Raw genomic sequence first — 18,919 nt, forward strand, 5'->3', positions numbered from 1 at the left:
TGGTTAATGAGATTGGTGAGAGGGTATGGCTAGCGGCGTTGCTGAGAGCAGCGCTGTTTTTTCACTCAGCTTAAACCGGGCGACGATAGAGGTGAGGCGTTCGGCCTCGTGCTGCAGATCGACGGCCGCCGTGCTGGCCTGTTCGACCATCGCCGCATTTTGCTGCGTGGTTTGCTCCATATCGTTAGCGGCGATATTCACTTCTCGAATACCCGCGCGTTGCTCTTCGGTGGCGACCGATATCTCGTCCATTAATGTGGTGACCTGCGTGACGGACGCCATGATTTGTGCCATGGTTTCACCCGCTTTATCCGCTTGTTGCGTGCCTGCTTCTACCATATCTACCGATGTTTCAATCAGTTTACGAATATCTGTTGAGGCGCTCGCACTGCGGGTCGCTAGCTGACGTACTTCGCTGGCGACGACGGCAAAACCGCGACCATGCTCACCGGCGCGAGCCGCTTCGACGGACGCATTGAGCGCCAGAATATTGGTCTGGAAAGCAATCGAGTCAATCAGCTTGATGATGTCGGTGATTTTCTGCGAGCTTTCGCGGATGTTGTGCATGTGGCTGATGACCTCATTGACCACGCTACCGCCTTGCTCCGCGCTATGGGCGGCATCACGAGCCACTTGCCGTGCTTGAGTGGTGTTTTCGCTATTGCGCTCCATCGTCGAGGTCATCTCTTCGATGCTGGAAGCGGTTTCGGTTAACGACGCAGACTGACGTTCAGTGCGTGCGGCAAGGTCTTGGTTACTTTTGGCGATTTCCTGGGCGCTGGTAAAGACTTCGCTACTGCTTTCCCGAACGGTCGTCACGGTACCTAGCAAGCTTTGCTGCATGTGACGCAGCGCAGCGAAAAGGACGCCGATCTCATTACGACCGCGCGTTTCCACGTCTCGTGAAAGATCACCTTCCGCCATGCTTTGAAAATGATCGGTGATGCGGTGCATGGGGCGTATTAAATTAGCTCCCACGCCCCAGTAAACAATCACGGTCACCATCAGCGCGATGATGAAGACGGTAATAATCGTTATCGTGGAAAGGCTAATGACGAAGTCAAAGTTAGCCAACCGTTCGTTACCCTCTTCTTCTACCCGATGAAAAAAGCCGATGGCATCTTGATAGAATGCGGTATACGCCTGATAGGCAGCATCACGCTGTTCGCGGTACGCCGCCGTATCGCCCTGCTGTAGCGCGGCGACTTGCGGAAAAAGGTGTTCATCCAGCAGCGTATCGAAGCTTGCCGCGATCGGGGCAATGACCGCCTGATGGGAAGGGTTCGCGGGAAGCGCAAGATAGCTCGAAAACACCTCATGGGCCGTATTGAGTGAGCTCTGCAGTTCCGTCGCGCGCTGCTGGCGCTCTTCAGGACTAAGCACAGTTTGTGGCTCAACTAGTTCTTCATAGAGGCGTGCCATACCCAGGCGTGCGCTCTGCAGCGTAGAGTTCGTGCGGTTAAGGGTAGCCTGCTGGTTAACATTGACATTCGTGAGCTGCTCAAGGCTTTGTTGGCTGTGATTAACGGCATAAAGTCCCGTGCCGCTGAGCACAAGCAGCATTAGTAAGAAGGAGAGTAGCACCAGCGTCCAACTCATCCTTAACGTCATATTGTCTAGTAAACGCATCGGTATTCCTAAGTTTAGCCGGAGGAGTGAAGCCATAAACGCAAAATAGAACGGCCGACGAGTGCAGCAGTTCTATTTCATACGTTCTATTTCGTACGTTCTATTTCGTACGTTCCATTTCACAAGCGTTAAAGCAGGCCCATGAAAGGAGGCAGTGAGTCATTAAGCGGTTGTGAGCTTTCACAACCGCTTACCCTTTGGGGGGCCTTAATCGGCACTGCCACCGTTGGGAGCGAGCTTCTGGCTCAGCTTGCTACTCTCTGCTTTCGCCGCTTCTGCATCCGCTTTGGCAATGGCCTCCCGCTCCTTGACCTCGTCTGAAAGAGACTTATTGGGCAATACGATGTTGAGCGTAAACGCCGTAATGGCCGCGACGACAATAGGGGCGCCGCCAATGAGGTCTCTGATGACGGCCGGGAATTGCTCGATAGCGGCGGGAACAGCAGAGATACCCAGGCTTAGTGCCAGAGAGAGGCCCACGATGGTCATGTTGCGCGCGGACATTTCATCTTTCACCAGGAGCTGAATGCCGGTCATGGTAATCATGCCAAAAACCGTAATCGTTGCGCCGCCCAGCACGGGGAAGGGAATCGTCGTGATGATGGCCCCGAACTTCGGGCTAAGGCCGGCCAATATCATGAAAATGCCGGTGAGTGCCAAAACGTAACGGCTAATCACCTTGGTCATTGCTACAATCCCCACGTTTTGGCTAAACGTAGAGGTGGGTAGCGCGCCAAAGAAAGCGCTGACGGTGGTGGTTAGACCATTACCCAGTAAGCCGCCGGTTAACTCTTTGGTTTTAAGCTCGCGGTTCATGCCAGCGACAGACGTTGCTGACAAGTCGCCGATGGTTTGGACGGAGTTAATAATGCAGATAACCACCATCGAGGCGATAGCAGCGGTGTGAAACTCCATCTCGAAAGGCATGACTTTGGGGACAGCGACCCAAGAGGCGTTGGCGACATTCTCAAAGCTGACCATACCCAGGGAGAGCGAGAGCAAATAGCCCACCACGATACCCACGATGATGGCAGAAAGCTTCACCACGCCTTTACCGAACTGAGCAGCGATCAATACGGTAAGTAACGTGACTATTGCTACGAACCAGTTGGAAAGGTCGCCAAAGTTGGGGGCGTTCACGTTGCCACTGCCTGCCATATAGCGGATAGCAATATCGTAGAGTGATAGGCCGATAACCAATACCACGGTGCCGGCAACAACGGGCGGGAAGAGGTGACGAATGTACTGGATAAAATAACCCACCACGACCATCGTCATGCCGCCAATGAGCTGGGCGCCAAGAATCCCTTCAATCCCATACTGGGCGCCGACGGCGACCAGGGTTGGCACATAAGCAAACCCGACACCGAAAATGGCCGGCAAGCGGGCACCAAATTTCCACACACCGAAAAGGTGAAAAACGGTACAAACCCCAGAAGCCAGTACGGCAATCTGAATCAGTAGCAGCCGTTCGTCTATGCTCGCACCCACGACGCCCGCCACGATGATGGGGGGTGTGATAACACCGGCAATCATCGCCAGCAGGTGCTGAAGCGATAGGGGAAGGGCCTTTAGGAAAGGTGGCTTTCCATTAAAATCAAACAGTGAGGTATTGCGCTGAGGCGGTTGCTGTTGCTGTTCGGAAGAGGATGAGGCTTCATTCATAGCGGCTTCTCCTTTGTTTTTGTATTCAATAGCGATGAGCTACTGTGCTTATTGTTGACCGGTACTGTACACAAAAAATTATTCATCGATAAACACTTTTTGCAGAATATATGTGTATTTTTTGCTGGCCAAATAATGTCGACACTAATTTGTAGGGGGCCTTCATTTTAGTGTTGGGTCGGCCTACACGGCTCAGAACAACGCGTTTTACGCAGATTGCCACTGACTGATTTAGCCGTTGCGAAATGGTTACGCGCCGCCGGATGAGGTGGAGAGGCGCGATAAAGTCCCGATTTAGTGGGGAAAAATAAAATGTATACAAAAAATCTTTGAAATGTTGCGAGTAATTATATAAAAATGTTGTCAGTATGTTCTGGGATACTAAGCTTCTTTTATCCCCACTGCGCTTTAGCTACTACGCTTTAGCCACTCTGCTTTAGACACCCTGCCGCCCACAGCGGCTTCGTTAGACAGCCTCAGGAGAAACTGATGGGACGCCTTACGACACACGTACTAGATACCGCTCAGGGACAGCCTGGAGAAGGTATCAAAATCGAGGTTTACCGTTTAGGAGGAGGGCTTCGCCAGCTTCTTAAGACCGTTGAGACGAATGATGATGGCCGTTGTGATTCGCCAATACTAGAAGGTAGCGAGTTAGAAATCGGTGAGTATGAGCTGGTGTTTTATGCTGGCGACTATTTAAAGCGCCAAGGTATCGAGCTGAAAGCCCCTAGCTTTCTGGATGTTATCCCGCTGCGCTTTGGGGTGAATGATGCATCGCAGCACTATCATGTACCGCTGCTGCTTTCGCCCTTTGCTTACTCGACTTATCGCGGTAGCTAAACGCAGTTCACCCCGTTAATCCCCTAACAATGCTTATAAAGCCGCCCTAAAACAATCATACGAGGCGAGGAAACCCCCATGCAGGCCTACCTAGTTGAATTTGGAAACTTTATGCTGCGCTGGCTACACGTCATCGCGGCGATCGCCTGGATAGGCGAGTCTATCTACTTTGTAATGCTGGATAACGGTCTTAGGAAGCCCAAGGCCGCCGAGGATCGCGAGAAAGGCGTGTTTGGTGAGATGTGGGCCGTACATGGTGGTGGTTTCTACCATAACCAAAAGTACGCCACGGCGCCGGCCAAGCTGCCGGATGACTTGCACTGGTCGTTCTGGAAAGCGTACACCACCTGGCTCTCCGGTTTTGCTCTTTTCATTATTCTGTACATGGTCAATCCCAGTTTCTACTTGGTAAACCCCAATAGTAACTGGGAGTGGGCAGCGAACTTAGCTGGCTGGGAAGCAAACCTACTGGCACTGGCATTTTTGCTAGGGGGCTGGGTGGTTTATAACGAGATGTGTAAGCGCATCAGCCCAAATATGGAGCGTGATGGGCTATTGAGTGTCGGTGTGGCGATTATGATGGTCGTGGTCGCCTACTTGAGCACCCAGATGTTCTCAGGGCGCGCGGCTTTCCTGCTGACCGGTGCGGTCATGGCCACGGCAATGTCGGCCAACGTATTCTTCTGGATTATTCCTGGCCAGCGCCGCATGGTAAAAGCCATGAAAGCGGGCGAAGCGCCGAACCCGTTAGATGGTAAGCGTGGTAAGCAGCGCTCTGTCCATAACACCTACTTCACCCTGCCTGTCGTATTGCTGATGATCAGCAATCACTACTCCTTTGCTTACACTCATGAGTATGCTTGGGTGCTGATGACGCTGTTCATCTTTGCCGGTGCGTTGATTCGTCAGTACTTTGTTCTGATGCACCAGGGCAAAATACAGCCCGCTTATCCGGCGGTGGGTGTCGCGCTGATCCTGGTGGCGTTCTGGGTAGCGATGCCCTCTCAAAGTGCTTCTTCTAATGCGCAGGTAGCCGATGGCTCGCCAGATATTACCGAAGTAACGGCACTGATTAATCAGCACTGTGTGGCTTGTCATGCGCAGTCACCGACTCAGCCTGGTTTCTCAGCGCCGCCTGCTGGGGTGGTGCTAGATAGCGTAGAGCAAATCCTGCTCCAAAAAGAGAAGACGCAGCAAGTGGTGCAGAGTGGCTATATGCCGCTGGGTAACATGACCAACATGACGGACGAAGAGCGGGCGGTGATTCAAGCCTGGTCGGAGTAGCCATTTGGTGTAATGTGTTGCTGTAGCGACGCCCACAGCCTGCCGTATGGCGGGCTGTGGGCTTTTTTGTGGGCTTTTTACGAGCTGCTTTTACGATTGTGCTCGGTGCAATGAAAGTCATTCCTAAATACGTATACAATAGTGGGCAGATTAGGCATACAAGGTGTATCTATCGTGGAACAAGAAGTGAGTTTCAGTGGCATAAAGAAGCCGAATTCTAAACGATTGGGCAAAAACGGAGATGGTGCTGAGCGCCATGAGGTTATCTACCAGGCGATCAGTGATGCGATTATAAAGCAGCAGCTCCACCCGGGCGCCAGGCTGCGCGAAGATGCTTTAACGGAAGTATTTAATGTCAGCCGAACGGGGATACGCAAAATTTTGCAGCGTTTGGCGATGGAGCAGCTGGTGACGATTACCCCGCGGCGCGGAGCGAGCGTGACGCGGCCCACGGCCGCAGAAGCGCGCGATGTGTTTGCAGCACGCAAAATGGTGGAGTGCGGTTTGATGTCTGAGACAGCGCTGCATATCACGCCGCAAGATGTGCTTGAGCTGCGCGACATGGCCAAGCGAGAACATAAGGCACTGAGAGCGGGTGAGCAGAGTACCGCGATCAAACTATCAGCCGCCTTTCATGAGCGCCTGGCGCAGCTGTCGGGTAATGCCACTTTGGCCGCCTTCGTTAGCCAGCTCTGTTCACGCTCCTCTTTAATTCTTGCGGTTTACGGAAGTGCGGGGCACCTGGGTTGTGAATCTCATGATCATGATGACCTCATCGACTATTTAGCCGCGGGCGAGGGTGAAAAAGCCAAAGCGTTTATGCTGCATCATTTAAATGAAATCGAGTCATCGCTCTCTTTTCTAGAGGAAGAGGCGTTTGCCCCCGACCTACACCAAATATTTGGCATAACGTCTTAAGAAAATGAGCGCAGCGGCAGTGAATAATACCGGCGGTAAAGGAGGTTCTGCTAAGCACTTGCGCTAAATATGAGTACAGTTTATCTTGTTGTTGTATACAAAAATATTGGTAGTGTTCGGGTTTCTTACCGGCATACTGTCTTCAACAAGGGACTTACATCATGTATTCGCCTGATTACCCTCGTGATCTGGTCGGCTACGGCCGCAATCCTCCTCATGCTAACTGGCCCGGCAAGGCGAAAATTGCCGTTCAATTTGTGCTGAATTATGAAGAGGGGGGCGAGAACTCAGTACTGCACGGTGATGCGGGTTCTGAGCAGTTCCTTTCCGAAATACTAGGCGCTCCTGCCTTCCCAGATCGTCACCTGAGCATGGAGTCGATCTATGAGTACGGTTCGCGCAGCGGCGTGTGGCGTATTCTGCGTGAGTTTGAGCGACGCGGCCTGCCCCTGACGATTTTTGGTGTGGCCATGGCGCTGGAGCGTCACCCTGAGGTTGCCCATGCGTTCAAAGAGCTGGGCCACGAGATTGCTTGCCATGGCTACCGCTGGATTAACTATCAAGAAGTGCCAGAAGCGGTAGAGCGCGAGCACATGCAGCGTGCCATTGAAGTGTTCCAGAACCTTTACGGTGAAAAACCGCTGGGCTGGTATACCGGCCGTGATAGCCCCAATACGCGTCGCTTAGTACTCGATCAAGGCGGTTTCCTGTATGACAGCGACTATTACGGTGATGATCTGCCGTTTTGGACGCGGGAGCAGGATAGCCGAGGCGAGACCCATACGCATCTGGTGGTGCCGTACACGCTGGACTCCAACGATATGCGCTTCGCCTCTCCACAAGGTTTTAATACCGCAGACCACTTCTTTACGTATCTACGTGACGCCTTTGATGTCTTATATGCCGAAGGGGATGAGGCGCCAAAAATGCTCTCTATTGGCCTGCACTGCCGTTTGATTGGCCGCCCCGGGCGTTTTCGCGCGTTGCAGCGTTTTCTTGACCACATTGAAGCGCACGATCGTGTCTGGGTGACCCGGCGCGTGGATATTGCGCGCCATTGGGCCGAGCACCATCCTGCCCGTTTTGAAGCCCGTTCTGAAGAGAGCCAGTGAGTCATGAAGGGCAAGGATGAGCAGCAGCGGCTGATTCCGGCGCTTGAGCGGGGGCTGATGATTTTGATGGAGTTAAACCGTCATCATCGTGAGATGAGTTTTGGCGAAATCGTCAAGCGCGTCGGTTTTCCTCAGTCAACAACCTACCGAACGGTGCAAACGCTAGAGCACATGGGGTTTTTACGCCATCACCCGGTCACTGGGCTGTATTCACTGGGCGTCAATGTGCTGCGTTTAGGCTTTGAGTACGTGGCCTCGCTGGATGTTGTGCAAGTGGGGCAACCGGTCATAGAAGCGCTGTGTGAAACCACGGGCTGTTCCAGTCATATTGCCATTCGAGACGGCCGTGACGCTGTTTATGTGGCGCGGGTAGGGGCAACCAACGCAACCGTACGCCGGGTTAGCGTCGGCACGCGGCTACCGCTGCACCGCACGGGTTTAGGGCGGATGCTGCTGGCCGAGCTGTCCTATGAGGAGTTTGAGGCGCTGTATCCTTCCGGCGAGCTGTTAGATAACAAGCCTGGCACGCCAGCCAATCGCGATGCTTTGTGGGAGTTGGTTCAGGAGGATCGCCGTCGAGGCTATGTTATCGCCGACTCGTATTTTCATTTTGGTATCTCTTCGATCGTCTATCCACTCTATAACCAAGAGGGAGCGATGGAAGGGGTTGTTAGCATTATGGTGCCGGTGCACGAAATTCCTCAAGACACCCACCGCTGGCTCCAGGAACGGGTAGCGGACGCCGCGGCGAATATTTCAAGCATGCTGGGCCACGGCTAAGCCGGTTGAGTGGTGCCTTACCCATATCCAACGATAAAAGGAAAGAGAATGACCAAGCGCAACTACTACGCTCCGCAAGGCGGGCATCCGGCACAAACGCAGCTGCTGTCGGACCGCGCCGTCTTTACCGAAGCCTACGCAGTGATTCCTAAAGGGGTGATGCGTGACATCGTCACCAGTAATCTGCCGTTTTGGGAAAACACGCGGCTGTGGGTGTTGTCACGGCCACTGTCGGGGTTTGCCGAAACGTTTTCCCAATACATTATGGAAGTTTCCCCCGGCGGTGGCAGTGAGAAGCCAGAGCCCGACCCCGCAGCGGAAGGCGTGCTGTTCATCGTGGAAGGCGAGCTAACGCTTACCCTGAAAGGCGAGAAGCATGTGATGCAGCCCGGCGGTTATGCCTTTTTACCCCCGGGTACCCGCTGGGAAGCGCATAACACGTCTGACGCGCCGGTGCGCTTTCACTGGGTGCGCAAAGCCTATGAGCAGGTAGACGGCATCGACGTGCCAGAGCCCTTCGTGACCAATGAGAACGATATCGAGCCAACGGCGATGCCGGGCACCGATGAGAAGTGGGTCACTACGCGCTTTGTCGACCCTGCCGACATTCGCCATGACATGCATGTCAATATTGTGACTTTCCAGCCGGGCGCAGTCATCCCGTTTGATGAAACGCACGTCATGGAGCATGGTCTTTATGTCTTAGAAGGTAAGGCGGTTTATCACCTAAACCAGAACTGGGTAGAGGTTGAGGCGGGCGACTTTATGTGGCTGCGTGCCTTCTGCCCACAGGCGTGCTACGCCGGTGGCCCAGGGCCGTTCCGCTATTTACTTTATAAAGACGTTAATCGCCACATGAAGCTAGGCGGTGTTGGCCCGCGCTAAGGCATCAAATGGCCAAGCGGTTAATAAAAAATTTAGGAGCCAGCCATGCTGGAATTGAGAGCACAGCCTTTAACACCCGAAGCCTTTGCGCCCTTTGGAGACGTAATTGATACCCGCACGGCAGACTACTTTCCTATCAATGCCGGGCGCACGCGGCGTTATCACGACCTAGCGCGGGTAGAAACCCTAGGGGAAGATGCCCGGCCGCTGATCAATATTTTTGTCAGCCAGCCGGTTGAGGTGCCTCTAGCGCTAGACTTTCTTGAATGCCATCCGCTCGGCAGCCAAGCCTTTATGCCGCTGTATGAAGAGCGCTTTATCGTGGTAGTGGCGCCCAAGGGCGAAACGATTGATAGCCAAGATGTGCGCGCGTTTGTGACCGATGGTCATCAAGGCGTTAACTACCACGCCGGTACTTGGCATGCGATTCAATCGGTACTCGAGCGAGAAGGGCGCTTTCTGGTGGTAGACCGCGGCGGGGAAGGGAGCAACTGCCTGGAATATCCGCTGGCCATCAAGGTAGAGATCGAATAAGCCCTTGGTTTCTGTAGACCGCGTTTGTAAGCCGCGTATGTAGCGGCACTTATCAATGCAAATTGTATACGGACTGGTAGCGACGCTGCCGGTCCTTTCGGCGTGCCTGACGGTCTCGGCTGGCCGCCTTCCTCTTCTTTATTTCTATTTCCCTGCTAACGAATCCCTCTAAATTTTTGATTTAGTGCCGGTTTAATCCGGAGTCGATAATTATATGGAAATATTTTCCATGAATTATTGACAGTGATTCGTTGGGCGCATACTTTGGATACAAGAATAAATACTAAAATGAATACAAAAAATGTTTACAAAAACAGTATTCGATTGTTGAGGAGAAGTTGTAATGGCTAAAATGACAGCTGCAGAAGCCGCCATTCACGTCCTGAAAAAAGAAGGCGTTGATGTCGCCTTTGGTGTTCCGGGCGCCGCGATCAATCCCTTTTATGCCGCTATGCGTAAAGTAGGTGGCGTTGACCACGTGCTGGCTCGGCACGTAGAAGGCGCGTCGCACATGGCTGAAGGGTATACCCGCACCATCGCAGGCAATATTGGGGTATGTATCGGTACGTCTGGCCCTGCGGGCACCGACATGATTACCGGTCTCTATTCCGCCAGCGCCGACTCCATCCCGATTTTATGCATCACGGGTCAAGCACCTCGTGCCAAGATGCATAAAGAAGATTTCCAGGCCGTCGACATTCAGGCAATTGCCGGTCCCGTGACCAAATGGGCCGTGACGGTGATGGAGCCTGCCCAAGTGCCGCGGGCGTTCCAAAAAGCCTTCCAACTGATGCGCTCCAGCCGCCCGGGCCCGGTGCTTATTGATCTGCCGATTGACGTTCAGATGAGCGAAATCGAGTTCGATCCAGACACCTACGAATCGCTTCCGGCCTACAAGCCGTCAGCGTCGCGTGCCCAGATTGAAAAAGCGCTGACGATGCTCAACGAAGCCGAAAAACCGCTGTTGGTAGCGGGTGGCGGCATTATCAATGCGGATGCCTCCGAGCAGCTGGTGGAGTTTGCTGAGCTGACTGGCGTGCCGGTTATTCCGACGCTGATGGGCTGGGGCACGATTCCCGATGACCATCCGTTGATGGCGGGTATGGTGGGTCTTCAGACCTCTCACCGCTATGGCAACGCCACCATGCTCGCCTCTGATTTCGTGATGGGGATCGGCAACCGCTGGGCTAACCGCCACACCGGCAATGTTGAAACGTATACCAAAGACAGAAAGTTTGTACACGTTGATATTGAGCCGACCCAAATAGGGCGCATCTTTGGGCCTGATTACGGCATCGTGTCAGACGCCAAGCTGGCGCTTGAGCTGTTCCTGGAAGTCGCTCGCGAAATGAAAGCCGCCGGTAAGCTTAAAAACCGCAGCGCATGGGCTGAAGAGTGCCAAGAGCGTAAACGTACGCTGCTGCGTAAAACCCACTTCGATAACGTGCCGGTGAAGCCCCAGCGTGTTTACGAAGAGATGAACAAAGTATTCGGCAAAAACGCACGCTACATCAGCACGATCGGGCTGTCGCAAATTGCCGGTGCTCAGTTCCTGCACGTCTACAAGCCGCGCCACTGGATCAACTGTGGTCAGGCTGGCCCGTTAGGCTGGACAGTACCCGCCGCGCTAGGGGTTTGCCGCGCAGACCCTACGGCTGAAGTGGTGGGTCTTTCTGGTGATTATGACTTCCAGTTCATGATCGAAGAGCTGGCGGTAGGCGCACAGTTTAATCTGCCCTATATCCATGTGCTGGTGAATAACTCCTACCTTGGCTTGATTCGCCAAGCCCAGCGCGGTTTCGACATGGATTACTGCGTTCAGCTGTCGTTTAAGAACATCAACTATACCGATGAAGAAGCGGCGCTCGCTGAGTACGGCGTCGACCATGTGTCGGTTGTTGAAGGGCTGGGCTGTAAAGCACTGCGTGTGTTCAAGCCTGAGGATATTGCCCCCACGCTTGAGAAAGCCCGTGAGCTGATGCGTGAACACCGCGTGCCAGTAGTTGTAGAGATCATCCTTGAGCGTGTGACCAACATCTCAATGGGTACGGATCTTGATGGGGTTAATGAGTTTGAAGAGCTGGCTGAAAACGTTGCCGATGCACCGAGCTCTATTGCTAGCTTGACCTAAAGGATGCCCTGGCTGCGACCTGTTCAACGCCAGGGTATTAAGGGTTTGTCGCCCCTCCCGTTCGCTAGTCCTACATAACAAGTAAGGAGACCTGCATGTCCAAGTTTGCTGCAAATCTCAGCATGTTGTTCACCGAAGTGGACTTCCTCGATCGTTTTAAAGCCGCTGCCGACGCTGGCTTCAAGGGTGTCGAATACCTTTTTCCCTATGATTACCCGGCAGCGGACATCAAACAGCGCCTGGACGCCAATGGCCTGAGCCAAGTGCTGTTCAACCTACCTGCCGGTGACTGGGGCGCCGGTGAGCGCGGTATTGCCTGCCATCCCGACCGTGTTGACGAGTTCCGTGCAGGCGTCGATAAAGCCATTGAGTACGCGAAGGTGCTGGGCAACACCCAAGTGAACTGCTTAGTCGGTATTAAGCCGGACGGTGTTAGCGACGCAAAAGCACATGAGACGGTGATTGAAAACCTGCGCTTTGCCGCTGAAAAGCTTAAAGCGGCGGGCATCCTGCTGATCGCTGAGCCGATTAACACCCGTGATATTCCGGGGTTTTTCCTCAACCGCACGGAGCAGGCGCTGGCCCTGTTCGATGAAGTGGGCAGCGACAACCTGAAGCTGCAATACGACATCTACCACATGCAAATCATGGAAGGGGATCTAGCGCCCACCATCGAAAAGCATTTTGCGCGTATTGCCCACGTGCAGTTAGCGGATAACCCAGGGCGTCATGAGCCGGGTACCGGCGAAATCAATTATCCCTTCCTTTTTGCGCACCTTGAGCGCCTGGGTTACGACGGCTGGATTGGCTGCGAATACAAGCCCAAAGCGGGAACGACGCAAGGGCTGGGCTGGTTGGATAGCGCACGTTAAGGCCAACTGCATCTATAGATTCCGAGCGGGTTAACGGCAAGCGGGTGAACACTGCCCCGTGTTTGCTGAACCCACGCTTGGTGAATTAATTGGAAGGAGCAACATTATGAGCAAGATCGGTTTTATTGGTTTAGGCATTATGGGTCGCCCGATGGCTGGCCACCTGCTCGACGCGGGCCACTCCTTGGTGACCGTGAAGCGCGGTACGCTGGATGCAGGCCTTGCTGAAAAAGGCATGCAAGAAGTAGCCAGCCCCAAAGAGGTTGCCCAAGCCGTTGACGTGATTATCACTATGGTGCCAGACACCTCTGACGTTGAAACCGTGCTGTTCGGTGAAGACGGCGTCATTGAAGGTCTCAAGCCGGGCACTTTAGTGATCGACATGAGCTCCATCGCGCCCATGCAAACTCAGGCATTTGCCAAGCGTATTACCGACGCGGGCGGTGAGTATGTAGATGCCCCAGTATCCGGTGGTGAAGGTGGTGCCATTAATGCCGCGCTCACTATCATGGTCGGCGCGACTGACGAAGGCTTTAAGCGAGCGACACCGCTGCTTGAAGTGGTGGGTAAAACGATCACCCATATTGGCGGTCACGGTGCAGGCCAGACCTGTAAAGTCGCCAACCAGATCGTGGTGGCTCTGACCATCGAAGCCGTTGCCGAAGGGTTGCTATTCGCTTCTAAAGCCGGTGCTGATGTGGAGAAAGTGCGTGAATCGCTGCTGGGCGGCCTTGCTCAGTCGAAGATTCTTGATGTCCATGGCGAGCGCATGATCAAGCGTACCTTTGATCCGGGCTTCCGCATCCGTCTGCATCAAAAAGACCTTAACCTCGCACTGGAAGGCGCTCGTAGCTTGAACCTGTCACTGCCAGGTACCGCTAATGCGCAGCAGCTATTCCAAGCGTGCGCTGCTAACGGTGGCGCGGACTGGGATCACGCGGGCATTCTACGTGCGCTGGAGAAACTGGCAGATCACGAGGTGGGCGCGTAACCCTTAATCGGCGTTAGTGAGTAATGGTGGGTCGTGGTTCCTGGCCCACCGCTGTAGTTGCATGTGAGACATTGGTTTTTACCCGGTGGCAGTTCCCCCGTTTTGCCATTTTGCTGCCACCGGCTTTTTCCCCCTTATTTTTCTTCTTTGCCCTGGCTCTTGCCTGAGGAGTCTGCCGATGAATGCCCCTTTTCGCTTAGCCCCTTTTACCAGTGAAGAAGACTCACGCCAGTGGCTAATGCGCTTAGCCGAAAAGGCGATCGCTGCGGTTCACCCCGACAGCTTGCTACCCGACCAACTACCTGAAAAGCCGACGGGTCGCACCGTGGTTGTAGGGGCTGGTAAAGCCGCCGCAGCGATGGCGCGCGCGTTGGAGCTGGCATGGGAAGCGCAGTCCTCTGGCGAGTCAACTGACTTAGAAGGGTTGGTGGTTACCCGCTATCAGCACGGTGCCGCCTGCCAACACATTGAAGTACTCGAAGCGTCTCACCCAATGCCTGATGCGCTGGGTGAGCAGGCCGCAAAACGTATGTTGGAAGCGGTTAAAGACCTGGGTGAAGATGACCTGGTCATTGCGTTGATTTCCGGTGGTGGCTCTGCGCTTATGTCGCTTCCCGCCGATGGCATTAGCCTGAAAGATAAGCAAGCTCTGAACAAAACGCTGCTGCGTTGCGGGGCGACGATTCGTGAAATCAATACGGTGCGTCGTCATCTCTCCGCGATTAAGGGCGGTCGTTTAGCGGCCTGCGCGCACCCCGCTCGCGTGGTGACGTACCTTATTTCGGATGTGCCGGGTGATGAGGCGTCGTTAATCGCCTCCGGCCCTACGCTGCCGGATAACACCACGCCGCGTGATGCGCTAACAATTCTTGAGCGCCACCAGATCGAGGTGCCCGACAACGTGCGTCAGCACCTGCTGGCCGACCACAGCGCACCACAGCTCAATAGCCCTGAGTTTGCCCGCGACCAGCACATCATCCTCGCTCGCGCCTGCGATGCGTTAGATGCTGCAAAGCGCAGTGCTGAAGCCAGCGTTGGTGAAACCAGTATTGGCGAAAGTGGTATCGATATCAGAGTGCTAGGCGACGACTTAGAGGGCGAGGCGCGCGATTTAGGCACTGCCCAGGCGCGCATGGCGTTCAAACTGCAGGACGAAATCACCCGCCCCCTGTTGGTGCTCTCCGGTGGCGAGACCAGCGTTACCGTGAAAGGTGATGGGCGGGGTGGGCGTAATGTTGAGTATCTACTGGGGCTTTTCGATGGCCTCAAAGGCGCAGAGGGCATTTACGCCCTGGCCATCGACACCGACGGCATTGACGGGTCGGAGGATAACGCGGGTGCGTTAATTGGCCCTGAGTGCTGGAAGCGCGCCGAGTCTTTGCAGCTGTCAGCGCGAGACTACCTGTCTCGCAATGATGCCTATAGCTTTTTTGATGCGCTTGACGACCTAATCGTGACCGGGCCAACCCGTACGAACGTCAATGATTTTCGCGCCATCCTTATTCTTCCGAGGCAGCCATGAAACCTACCGCGTATACCCCTATTCGCCGCACAAAAATTGTCGCCACGTTAGGCCCCGCCAGCGACCGTCAAGGCGTGCTGGAAGCAATGCTGCGAGCTGGCGTGGATGTTGTTCGGCTCAATTTTTCCCATGGGTCGGCGGATGATCATCGTCGTCGTCTAAGCGAAGTGCGTGAGATTGCGCAGCGTTTAGGTAGAAGCGTCGCTGCGCTGGCCGATTTGCAAGGCCCAAAAATTCGCATCGCGCGCTTCAAAGAGGGCGCCGTGGTGCTGGAAGAAGGGCAGTCCTTCGTACTTGATATGCTGATGGAGAGCGACGCCGGAGATGTAAACCGCGTGGGCTGCGACTATAAAACGCTGGCGGATGATGTCAGCGTCGGTGATCGCCTGTTATTAGACGATGGCCGTCTGGTGCTCGAAGTTAGTGCCATTCAGGGTAAAGAAGTCCACACCCGTGTGATTGTTGGCGGCAGGCTCTCCAATAATAAAGGTATAAACAAACAGGGCGGTGGATTATCGGCAGCTGCGCTCACCGACAAGGATAAACAAGACCTTAAAACCGCTGTAGAGATTGGGGTGGACTACTTGGCGGTCTCTTTCCCACGCAGTGCTGCAGATATGCATGAAGCGCGTGAACTGCTCGGTGAGGCGGGTAAGGAAATTGGCCTTATCGCTAAGGTTGAGCGTGCCGAAGCGGTGGCGGACGAGGCCACCCTAGACGGCATTATCAGCGCGTCCGAAGCCGTAATGGTGGCGCGGGGCGATTTGGGCGTAGAGATCGGCGATGCACAGCTGATAGGCGTGCAAAAACGCTTAATTAAGCGCGCACGCAGCCTCAACCGCGCTGTGATCACCGCTACCCAAATGATGGAGACCATGATCAGTTCGCCGCTGCCCACTCGGGCTGAGGTGTTTGATGTGGCCAATGCGGTATTGGATGGCACCGATGCGGTAATGCTCTCCGCTGAAACGGCTGCGGGTGATTTTCCTGTTGAAACCATCGAAGCCATGAACCGGGTATGCCTGGGAGCCGAGCGCGAGCGTAGTGCTCAAGAGTCTGGCCATCGCATTCACCAGGGTTTCTCAAAAATCGACGAAACCGTGGCGCTCTCTGCCATGTATGCCGCCAATCACTTGCAAGGCGTGGCTGCCATTGCCTGTATGACGTCGAGTGGTTTCACGGCGCTGATTGCTTCGCGTATCCACTCGGGATTACCCATCGTTGGCCTGGCGCATAGTGAGATTGCCCAGCGTCGCATGGCGCTATATCGCGGCGTCGTCTCACTCGCGTTTGATACCAGCGAGATGAAAGCAGAAGAACTTAATGATCGGGCGCTGGAAGTGCTGGTGGCACACGGAATCGCGGCCCCGGATGACCACGTCATTCTTACCCGTGGTGATCACATGAATGCTCATGGTGGCACGAATACTCTGAAAATTTTGGATGTGAAAGCTAAGCATCAGCGCGGCTAAGCGACGCGTTTTTAGGAAGCTAAAACAGTGTGCTGTTATAGTGGCCGAGGTAACAATGCGAATGTTGAGTGAGGACCACCTGGAGAAAGGCAACATGAGCCTCGGCTGGCACAAACAACCTTTAAACACTTCCAAAAGAGGTGGGTATAACGATCAAACGATCGTTGAGCACATCCGTAACGCGGTCCTAATGCAGCGACTACCGCCGAATACTAAATTGCCAGAAATTACCCTGGGTGAAGTGTTTGGCGTTAGCCGTTCAGTCGTGCGTAAGGCGCTCACGCGGCTTGCGGCAGAGCACGTTATCAATCAGCGCCCTAATCAAGTCGCGCGCGTTCGCGCCCCTACCGTTGAAGAGACCCGCGAGACGTTTTCAGCGCGTCGGTTAATTGAGGGTGAGATAGTGGCACTGCTGGCGGGGAAGCTTGGTACCGACACCTTGATGGCACTGAATGCGCAAGTGGACGATGAAAAGCAGGCCTATGCCAGAAAAGACGAGCCAGCGCGCATCGAACACTCGCTAACCATTCACCATCTGCTGGCTGAGCATGCCTCCAACCGCATTCTTGGCACCATGCTCACCGACCTGATTTTACGCACCTCAATCGTGATCGCTTTATATAAGCGGCCCACGTTGGCTTCGTGCTACTTGGAAGGCGACCATGCAACGCTAATGGTGCATTTGGCTAACGGTGATGCCGAAGGGGCCAGGCAGTGCGTGCATGAACACTTGCACAGTTTAGAAGCCCTGCTGGATCTTTCTCCACGAGGGGCGGAGAGCGATTTAAAGGCTATTTTGGGTGGCAAATTAGCGCGAGCTTAACCCTTGCGATTTTGCCACGCGTTAGCGACCTATCATGAACGATTCTCCAGATTTGACGTTAGGCGTATTGGCGCGTTGCGCTAATCGTTCACTGTATTCAACGATATAACAACAAGTAAGGCTCGCAATGCTCAACATTGTTAACGTATCAGCACTAGAAGTATTAGATTCTCGCGGTAACCCGACGGTAATGGCGCAAGTGAGCCTGGAAAATGGCATCGTCGGACAGGCCTTTGCCCCTAGCGGCGCTTCTACCGGTTCAGGTGAGGCGCTGGAGTTGCGCGATGGCGATAAGGCACGCTACCTGGGCAAAGGCGTGCTCAAAGCCGTCGAGGCGATTAACGGCCCGATCCGTGATTGTCTACTAGGCGCAAATGCCGGCGATCAGCGCGGCCTAGATGATGCCATGGTAGCGTTGGATGGTACGGCTAATAAAGCGAAACTGGGCGCTAACGCGATACTAGCGGTCTCACTGGCCGCCGCCAAAGCCGCCGCGAAAGCAAAGAAAATGCCGCTTTATGCGCATATTGCTGAGCTTTATGGCCAGCCGGGGCAGTTTATGATGCCCGTGCCGATGATGAATATCTTGAATGGCGGCGAACATGCCGACAACAATGTGGATATTCAGGAGTTTATGGTACAGCCGGTGGGGGCGAAGAGCTTCCGCGAAGGCCTGCGCATGGGCGCGGAGATATTCCACACGTTGAAGCGCGTGCTTTCCTCCCGCGGTTTATCGACCTCTGTCGGTGACGAGGGTGGTTTTGCGCCAAACCTTGCTTCTAACGCCGACGCCCTGGCCGTCATAAAACAGGCCGTAGAAGAGGCCGGTTACGCGCTAGGCCGTGATGTAACCCTGGCACTGGACTGCGCTTCCAGCGAGTTCTACAAAGGTGGCCAGTACGTGTTGGCTGGGGAAGGGAAGTCGTATGATGCCGCTGGTTTTATCGACTATCTTGCCCGCCTATGCGATGACTTCCCAATCGTCTCGATTGAGGATGGAATGGATGAGTCGGATTGGCCGGCTTGGAAAGCCCTGACAGATAAACTAGGCGACCGTGTTCAGCTGGTGGGTGATGATCTGTTCGTGACGAACACCAAACTGCTCCAACACGGTATTGATGAGCAAATTGGTAACTCGATCTTGATCAAGTTCAATCAGATCGGCTCGCTGAGTGAAACCCTGGACGCCATTCGTATGGCTCAGGACGCGGGCTTTACCGCCGTGATTTCACACCGCTCTGGAGAAACCGAAGACACCACCATAGCCGACCTGGCAGTGGGCACCTGCGCAGGGCAAATTAAAACCGGCTCGCTCTGCCGTTCCGATCGAGTGGCCAAATACAATCGTTTACTTGCGATCGAGGCGGAGCTGGGTGACAGCGTGAACTATCCAGGCATCAACGCGATTAAATGCCAGTAATGTAATGTTGAGCGTTGCGTTGTTTAAATGCTAAGGCT

Annotated in this window: 16 protein-coding genes; 14 read left to right on the top strand and 2 right to left on the bottom strand. The window is 54.3% G+C overall.

Annotated features, from left to right (window positions below):
* Nucleotides 1-3 precede the first annotated feature (3 nt).
* A complete protein-coding gene (locus LOS15_RS15985; protein ID WP_263067031.1) occupies nucleotides 4-1,629 on the bottom strand; it encodes a methyl-accepting chemotaxis protein in 1,626 nt (541 codons plus the stop codon).
* A 207-nt stretch (nucleotides 1,630-1,836) separates the two neighbouring features.
* Complete coding sequence (locus tag LOS15_RS15990; RefSeq protein ID WP_263067032.1) at nucleotides 1,837-3,294, bottom strand: uracil-xanthine permease family protein; 1,458 nt, start codon at nucleotides 3,292-3,294, stop codon at nucleotides 1,837-1,839.
* A 489-nt stretch (nucleotides 3,295-3,783) separates the two neighbouring features.
* On the opposite strand from LOS15_RS15990, the gene uraH reads away from it, so the two are divergent.
* From uraH to eno, 14 genes are all read left to right on the top strand, one after another.
* Nucleotides 3,784-4,137: a hydroxyisourate hydrolase gene (gene uraH, locus LOS15_RS15995; RefSeq protein ID WP_263067033.1), complete on the top strand. Its 354-nt coding sequence runs from the start codon at nucleotides 3,784-3,786 to the stop codon at nucleotides 4,135-4,137.
* Between the two features lie 78 nt (nucleotides 4,138-4,215).
* Nucleotides 4,216-5,421: a urate hydroxylase PuuD gene (locus LOS15_RS16000; protein WP_263067034.1), complete on the top strand. Its 1,206-nt coding sequence runs from the start codon at nucleotides 4,216-4,218 to the stop codon at nucleotides 5,419-5,421.
* Nucleotides 5,422-5,622: 201 nt separating this feature from the next.
* Entirely contained in the window at nucleotides 5,623-6,339 is a 717-nt protein-coding gene (locus LOS15_RS16005) for a GntR family transcriptional regulator (RefSeq protein ID WP_263069761.1), read from the top strand.
* Nucleotides 6,340-6,500: 161 nt separating this feature from the next.
* Nucleotides 6,501-7,451 (top strand): allantoinase PuuE, encoded by a 951-nt coding sequence (gene puuE, locus LOS15_RS16010; protein ID WP_263067036.1) that lies wholly within the window; start codon nucleotides 6,501-6,503, stop codon nucleotides 7,449-7,451.
* A gap of 3 nt (nucleotides 7,452-7,454) precedes the next feature.
* Nucleotides 7,455-8,231, top strand: a complete 777-nt coding sequence (locus LOS15_RS16015) for an IclR family transcriptional regulator (RefSeq protein WP_263067037.1) — start codon at nucleotides 7,455-7,457, stop codon at nucleotides 8,229-8,231.
* 48 nt (nucleotides 8,232-8,279) lie between these two features.
* Complete coding sequence (locus LOS15_RS16020) at nucleotides 8,280-9,116, top strand: bifunctional allantoicase/(S)-ureidoglycine aminohydrolase (protein WP_263067039.1); 837 nt, start codon at nucleotides 8,280-8,282, stop codon at nucleotides 9,114-9,116.
* Between the two features lie 45 nt (nucleotides 9,117-9,161).
* Nucleotides 9,162-9,650, top strand: a complete 489-nt coding sequence (locus LOS15_RS16025) for an ureidoglycolate lyase (protein WP_263067041.1) — start codon at nucleotides 9,162-9,164, stop codon at nucleotides 9,648-9,650.
* Nucleotides 9,651-9,993: 343 nt separating this feature from the next.
* Entirely contained in the window at nucleotides 9,994-11,781 is a 1,788-nt protein-coding gene (gene gcl / locus LOS15_RS16030; protein ID WP_263067043.1) for a glyoxylate carboligase, read from the top strand.
* A 95-nt stretch (nucleotides 11,782-11,876) separates the two neighbouring features.
* On the top strand, nucleotides 11,877-12,653 hold the full coding sequence (gene hyi / locus LOS15_RS16035) for a hydroxypyruvate isomerase (protein WP_263067044.1): 777 nt from the start codon (nucleotides 11,877-11,879) through the stop codon (nucleotides 12,651-12,653).
* 106 nt (nucleotides 12,654-12,759) lie between these two features.
* Nucleotides 12,760-13,644 carry a 2-hydroxy-3-oxopropionate reductase gene (locus LOS15_RS16040; RefSeq protein ID WP_263067045.1) on the top strand — a complete coding sequence of 295 codons (885 nt, stop codon included), beginning with the start codon at nucleotides 12,760-12,762 and terminating at the stop codon, nucleotides 13,642-13,644.
* 178 nt (nucleotides 13,645-13,822) lie between these two features.
* Nucleotides 13,823-15,166 carry a glycerate kinase gene (locus tag LOS15_RS16045; RefSeq protein WP_263067046.1) on the top strand — a complete coding sequence of 448 codons (1,344 nt, stop codon included), beginning with the start codon at nucleotides 13,823-13,825 and terminating at the stop codon, nucleotides 15,164-15,166.
* On the top strand, nucleotides 15,163-16,638 hold the full coding sequence (gene pyk, locus LOS15_RS16050; protein ID WP_263067047.1) for a pyruvate kinase: 1,476 nt from the start codon (nucleotides 15,163-15,165) through the stop codon (nucleotides 16,636-16,638). The genes LOS15_RS16045 and pyk overlap by 4 nt, the downstream gene beginning before the upstream one ends.
* 94 nt (nucleotides 16,639-16,732) lie before the next feature.
* Entirely contained in the window at nucleotides 16,733-17,461 is a 729-nt protein-coding gene (locus LOS15_RS16055) for a GntR family transcriptional regulator (RefSeq protein WP_263069762.1), read from the top strand.
* 127 nt (nucleotides 17,462-17,588) lie between these two features.
* Nucleotides 17,589-18,881 carry a phosphopyruvate hydratase gene (gene eno / locus LOS15_RS16060; protein WP_263067048.1) on the top strand — a complete coding sequence of 431 codons (1,293 nt, stop codon included), beginning with the start codon at nucleotides 17,589-17,591 and terminating at the stop codon, nucleotides 18,879-18,881.
* Nucleotides 18,882-18,919 lie beyond the last annotated feature (38 nt).

Origin of the sequence: Halomonas sp. 7T (genome assembly GCF_025643255.1) — a bacterium.
GTDB lineage: Bacteria > Pseudomonadota > Gammaproteobacteria > Pseudomonadales > Halomonadaceae > Vreelandella.

Bases quoted from the DNA above. Each gene is read 5' to 3' on its own strand.
- gcl (WP_263067043.1), top strand. From the start codon at position 9,994: ATGGCTAAAATGACAGCTGCAGAAGCCGCCATTCACGTCCTGAAAAAA.
- uraH (WP_263067033.1), top strand. From the start codon at position 3,784: ATGGGACGCCTTACGACACACGTACTAGATACCGCTCAGGGACAGCCT.
- LOS15_RS16015 (WP_263067037.1), top strand. From the start codon at position 7,455: ATGAAGGGCAAGGATGAGCAGCAGCGGCTGATTCCGGCGCTTGAGCGG.
- LOS15_RS16025 (WP_263067041.1), top strand. From the start codon at position 9,162: ATGCTGGAATTGAGAGCACAGCCTTTAACACCCGAAGCCTTTGCGCCC.
- LOS15_RS15985 (WP_263067031.1), bottom strand. From the start codon at position 1,629: ATGCGTTTACTAGACAATATGACGTTAAGGATGAGTTGGACGCTGGTG.
- hyi (WP_263067044.1), top strand. From the start codon at position 11,877: ATGTCCAAGTTTGCTGCAAATCTCAGCATGTTGTTCACCGAAGTGGAC.
- puuE (WP_263067036.1), top strand. From the start codon at position 6,501: ATGTATTCGCCTGATTACCCTCGTGATCTGGTCGGCTACGGCCGCAAT.
- pyk (WP_263067047.1), top strand. From the start codon at position 15,163: ATGAAACCTACCGCGTATACCCCTATTCGCCGCACAAAAATTGTCGCC.
- LOS15_RS16040 (WP_263067045.1), top strand. From the start codon at position 12,760: ATGAGCAAGATCGGTTTTATTGGTTTAGGCATTATGGGTCGCCCGATG.
- LOS15_RS16055 (WP_263069762.1), top strand. From the start codon at position 16,733: ATGAGCCTCGGCTGGCACAAACAACCTTTAAACACTTCCAAAAGAGGT.
- LOS15_RS16000 (WP_263067034.1), top strand. From the start codon at position 4,216: ATGCAGGCCTACCTAGTTGAATTTGGAAACTTTATGCTGCGCTGGCTA.
- LOS15_RS15990 (WP_263067032.1), bottom strand. From the start codon at position 3,294: ATGAATGAAGCCTCATCCTCTTCCGAACAGCAACAGCAACCGCCTCAG.
- LOS15_RS16020 (WP_263067039.1), top strand. From the start codon at position 8,280: ATGACCAAGCGCAACTACTACGCTCCGCAAGGCGGGCATCCGGCACAA.
- eno (WP_263067048.1), top strand. From the start codon at position 17,589: ATGCTCAACATTGTTAACGTATCAGCACTAGAAGTATTAGATTCTCGC.
- LOS15_RS16045 (WP_263067046.1), top strand. From the start codon at position 13,823: ATGAATGCCCCTTTTCGCTTAGCCCCTTTTACCAGTGAAGAAGACTCA.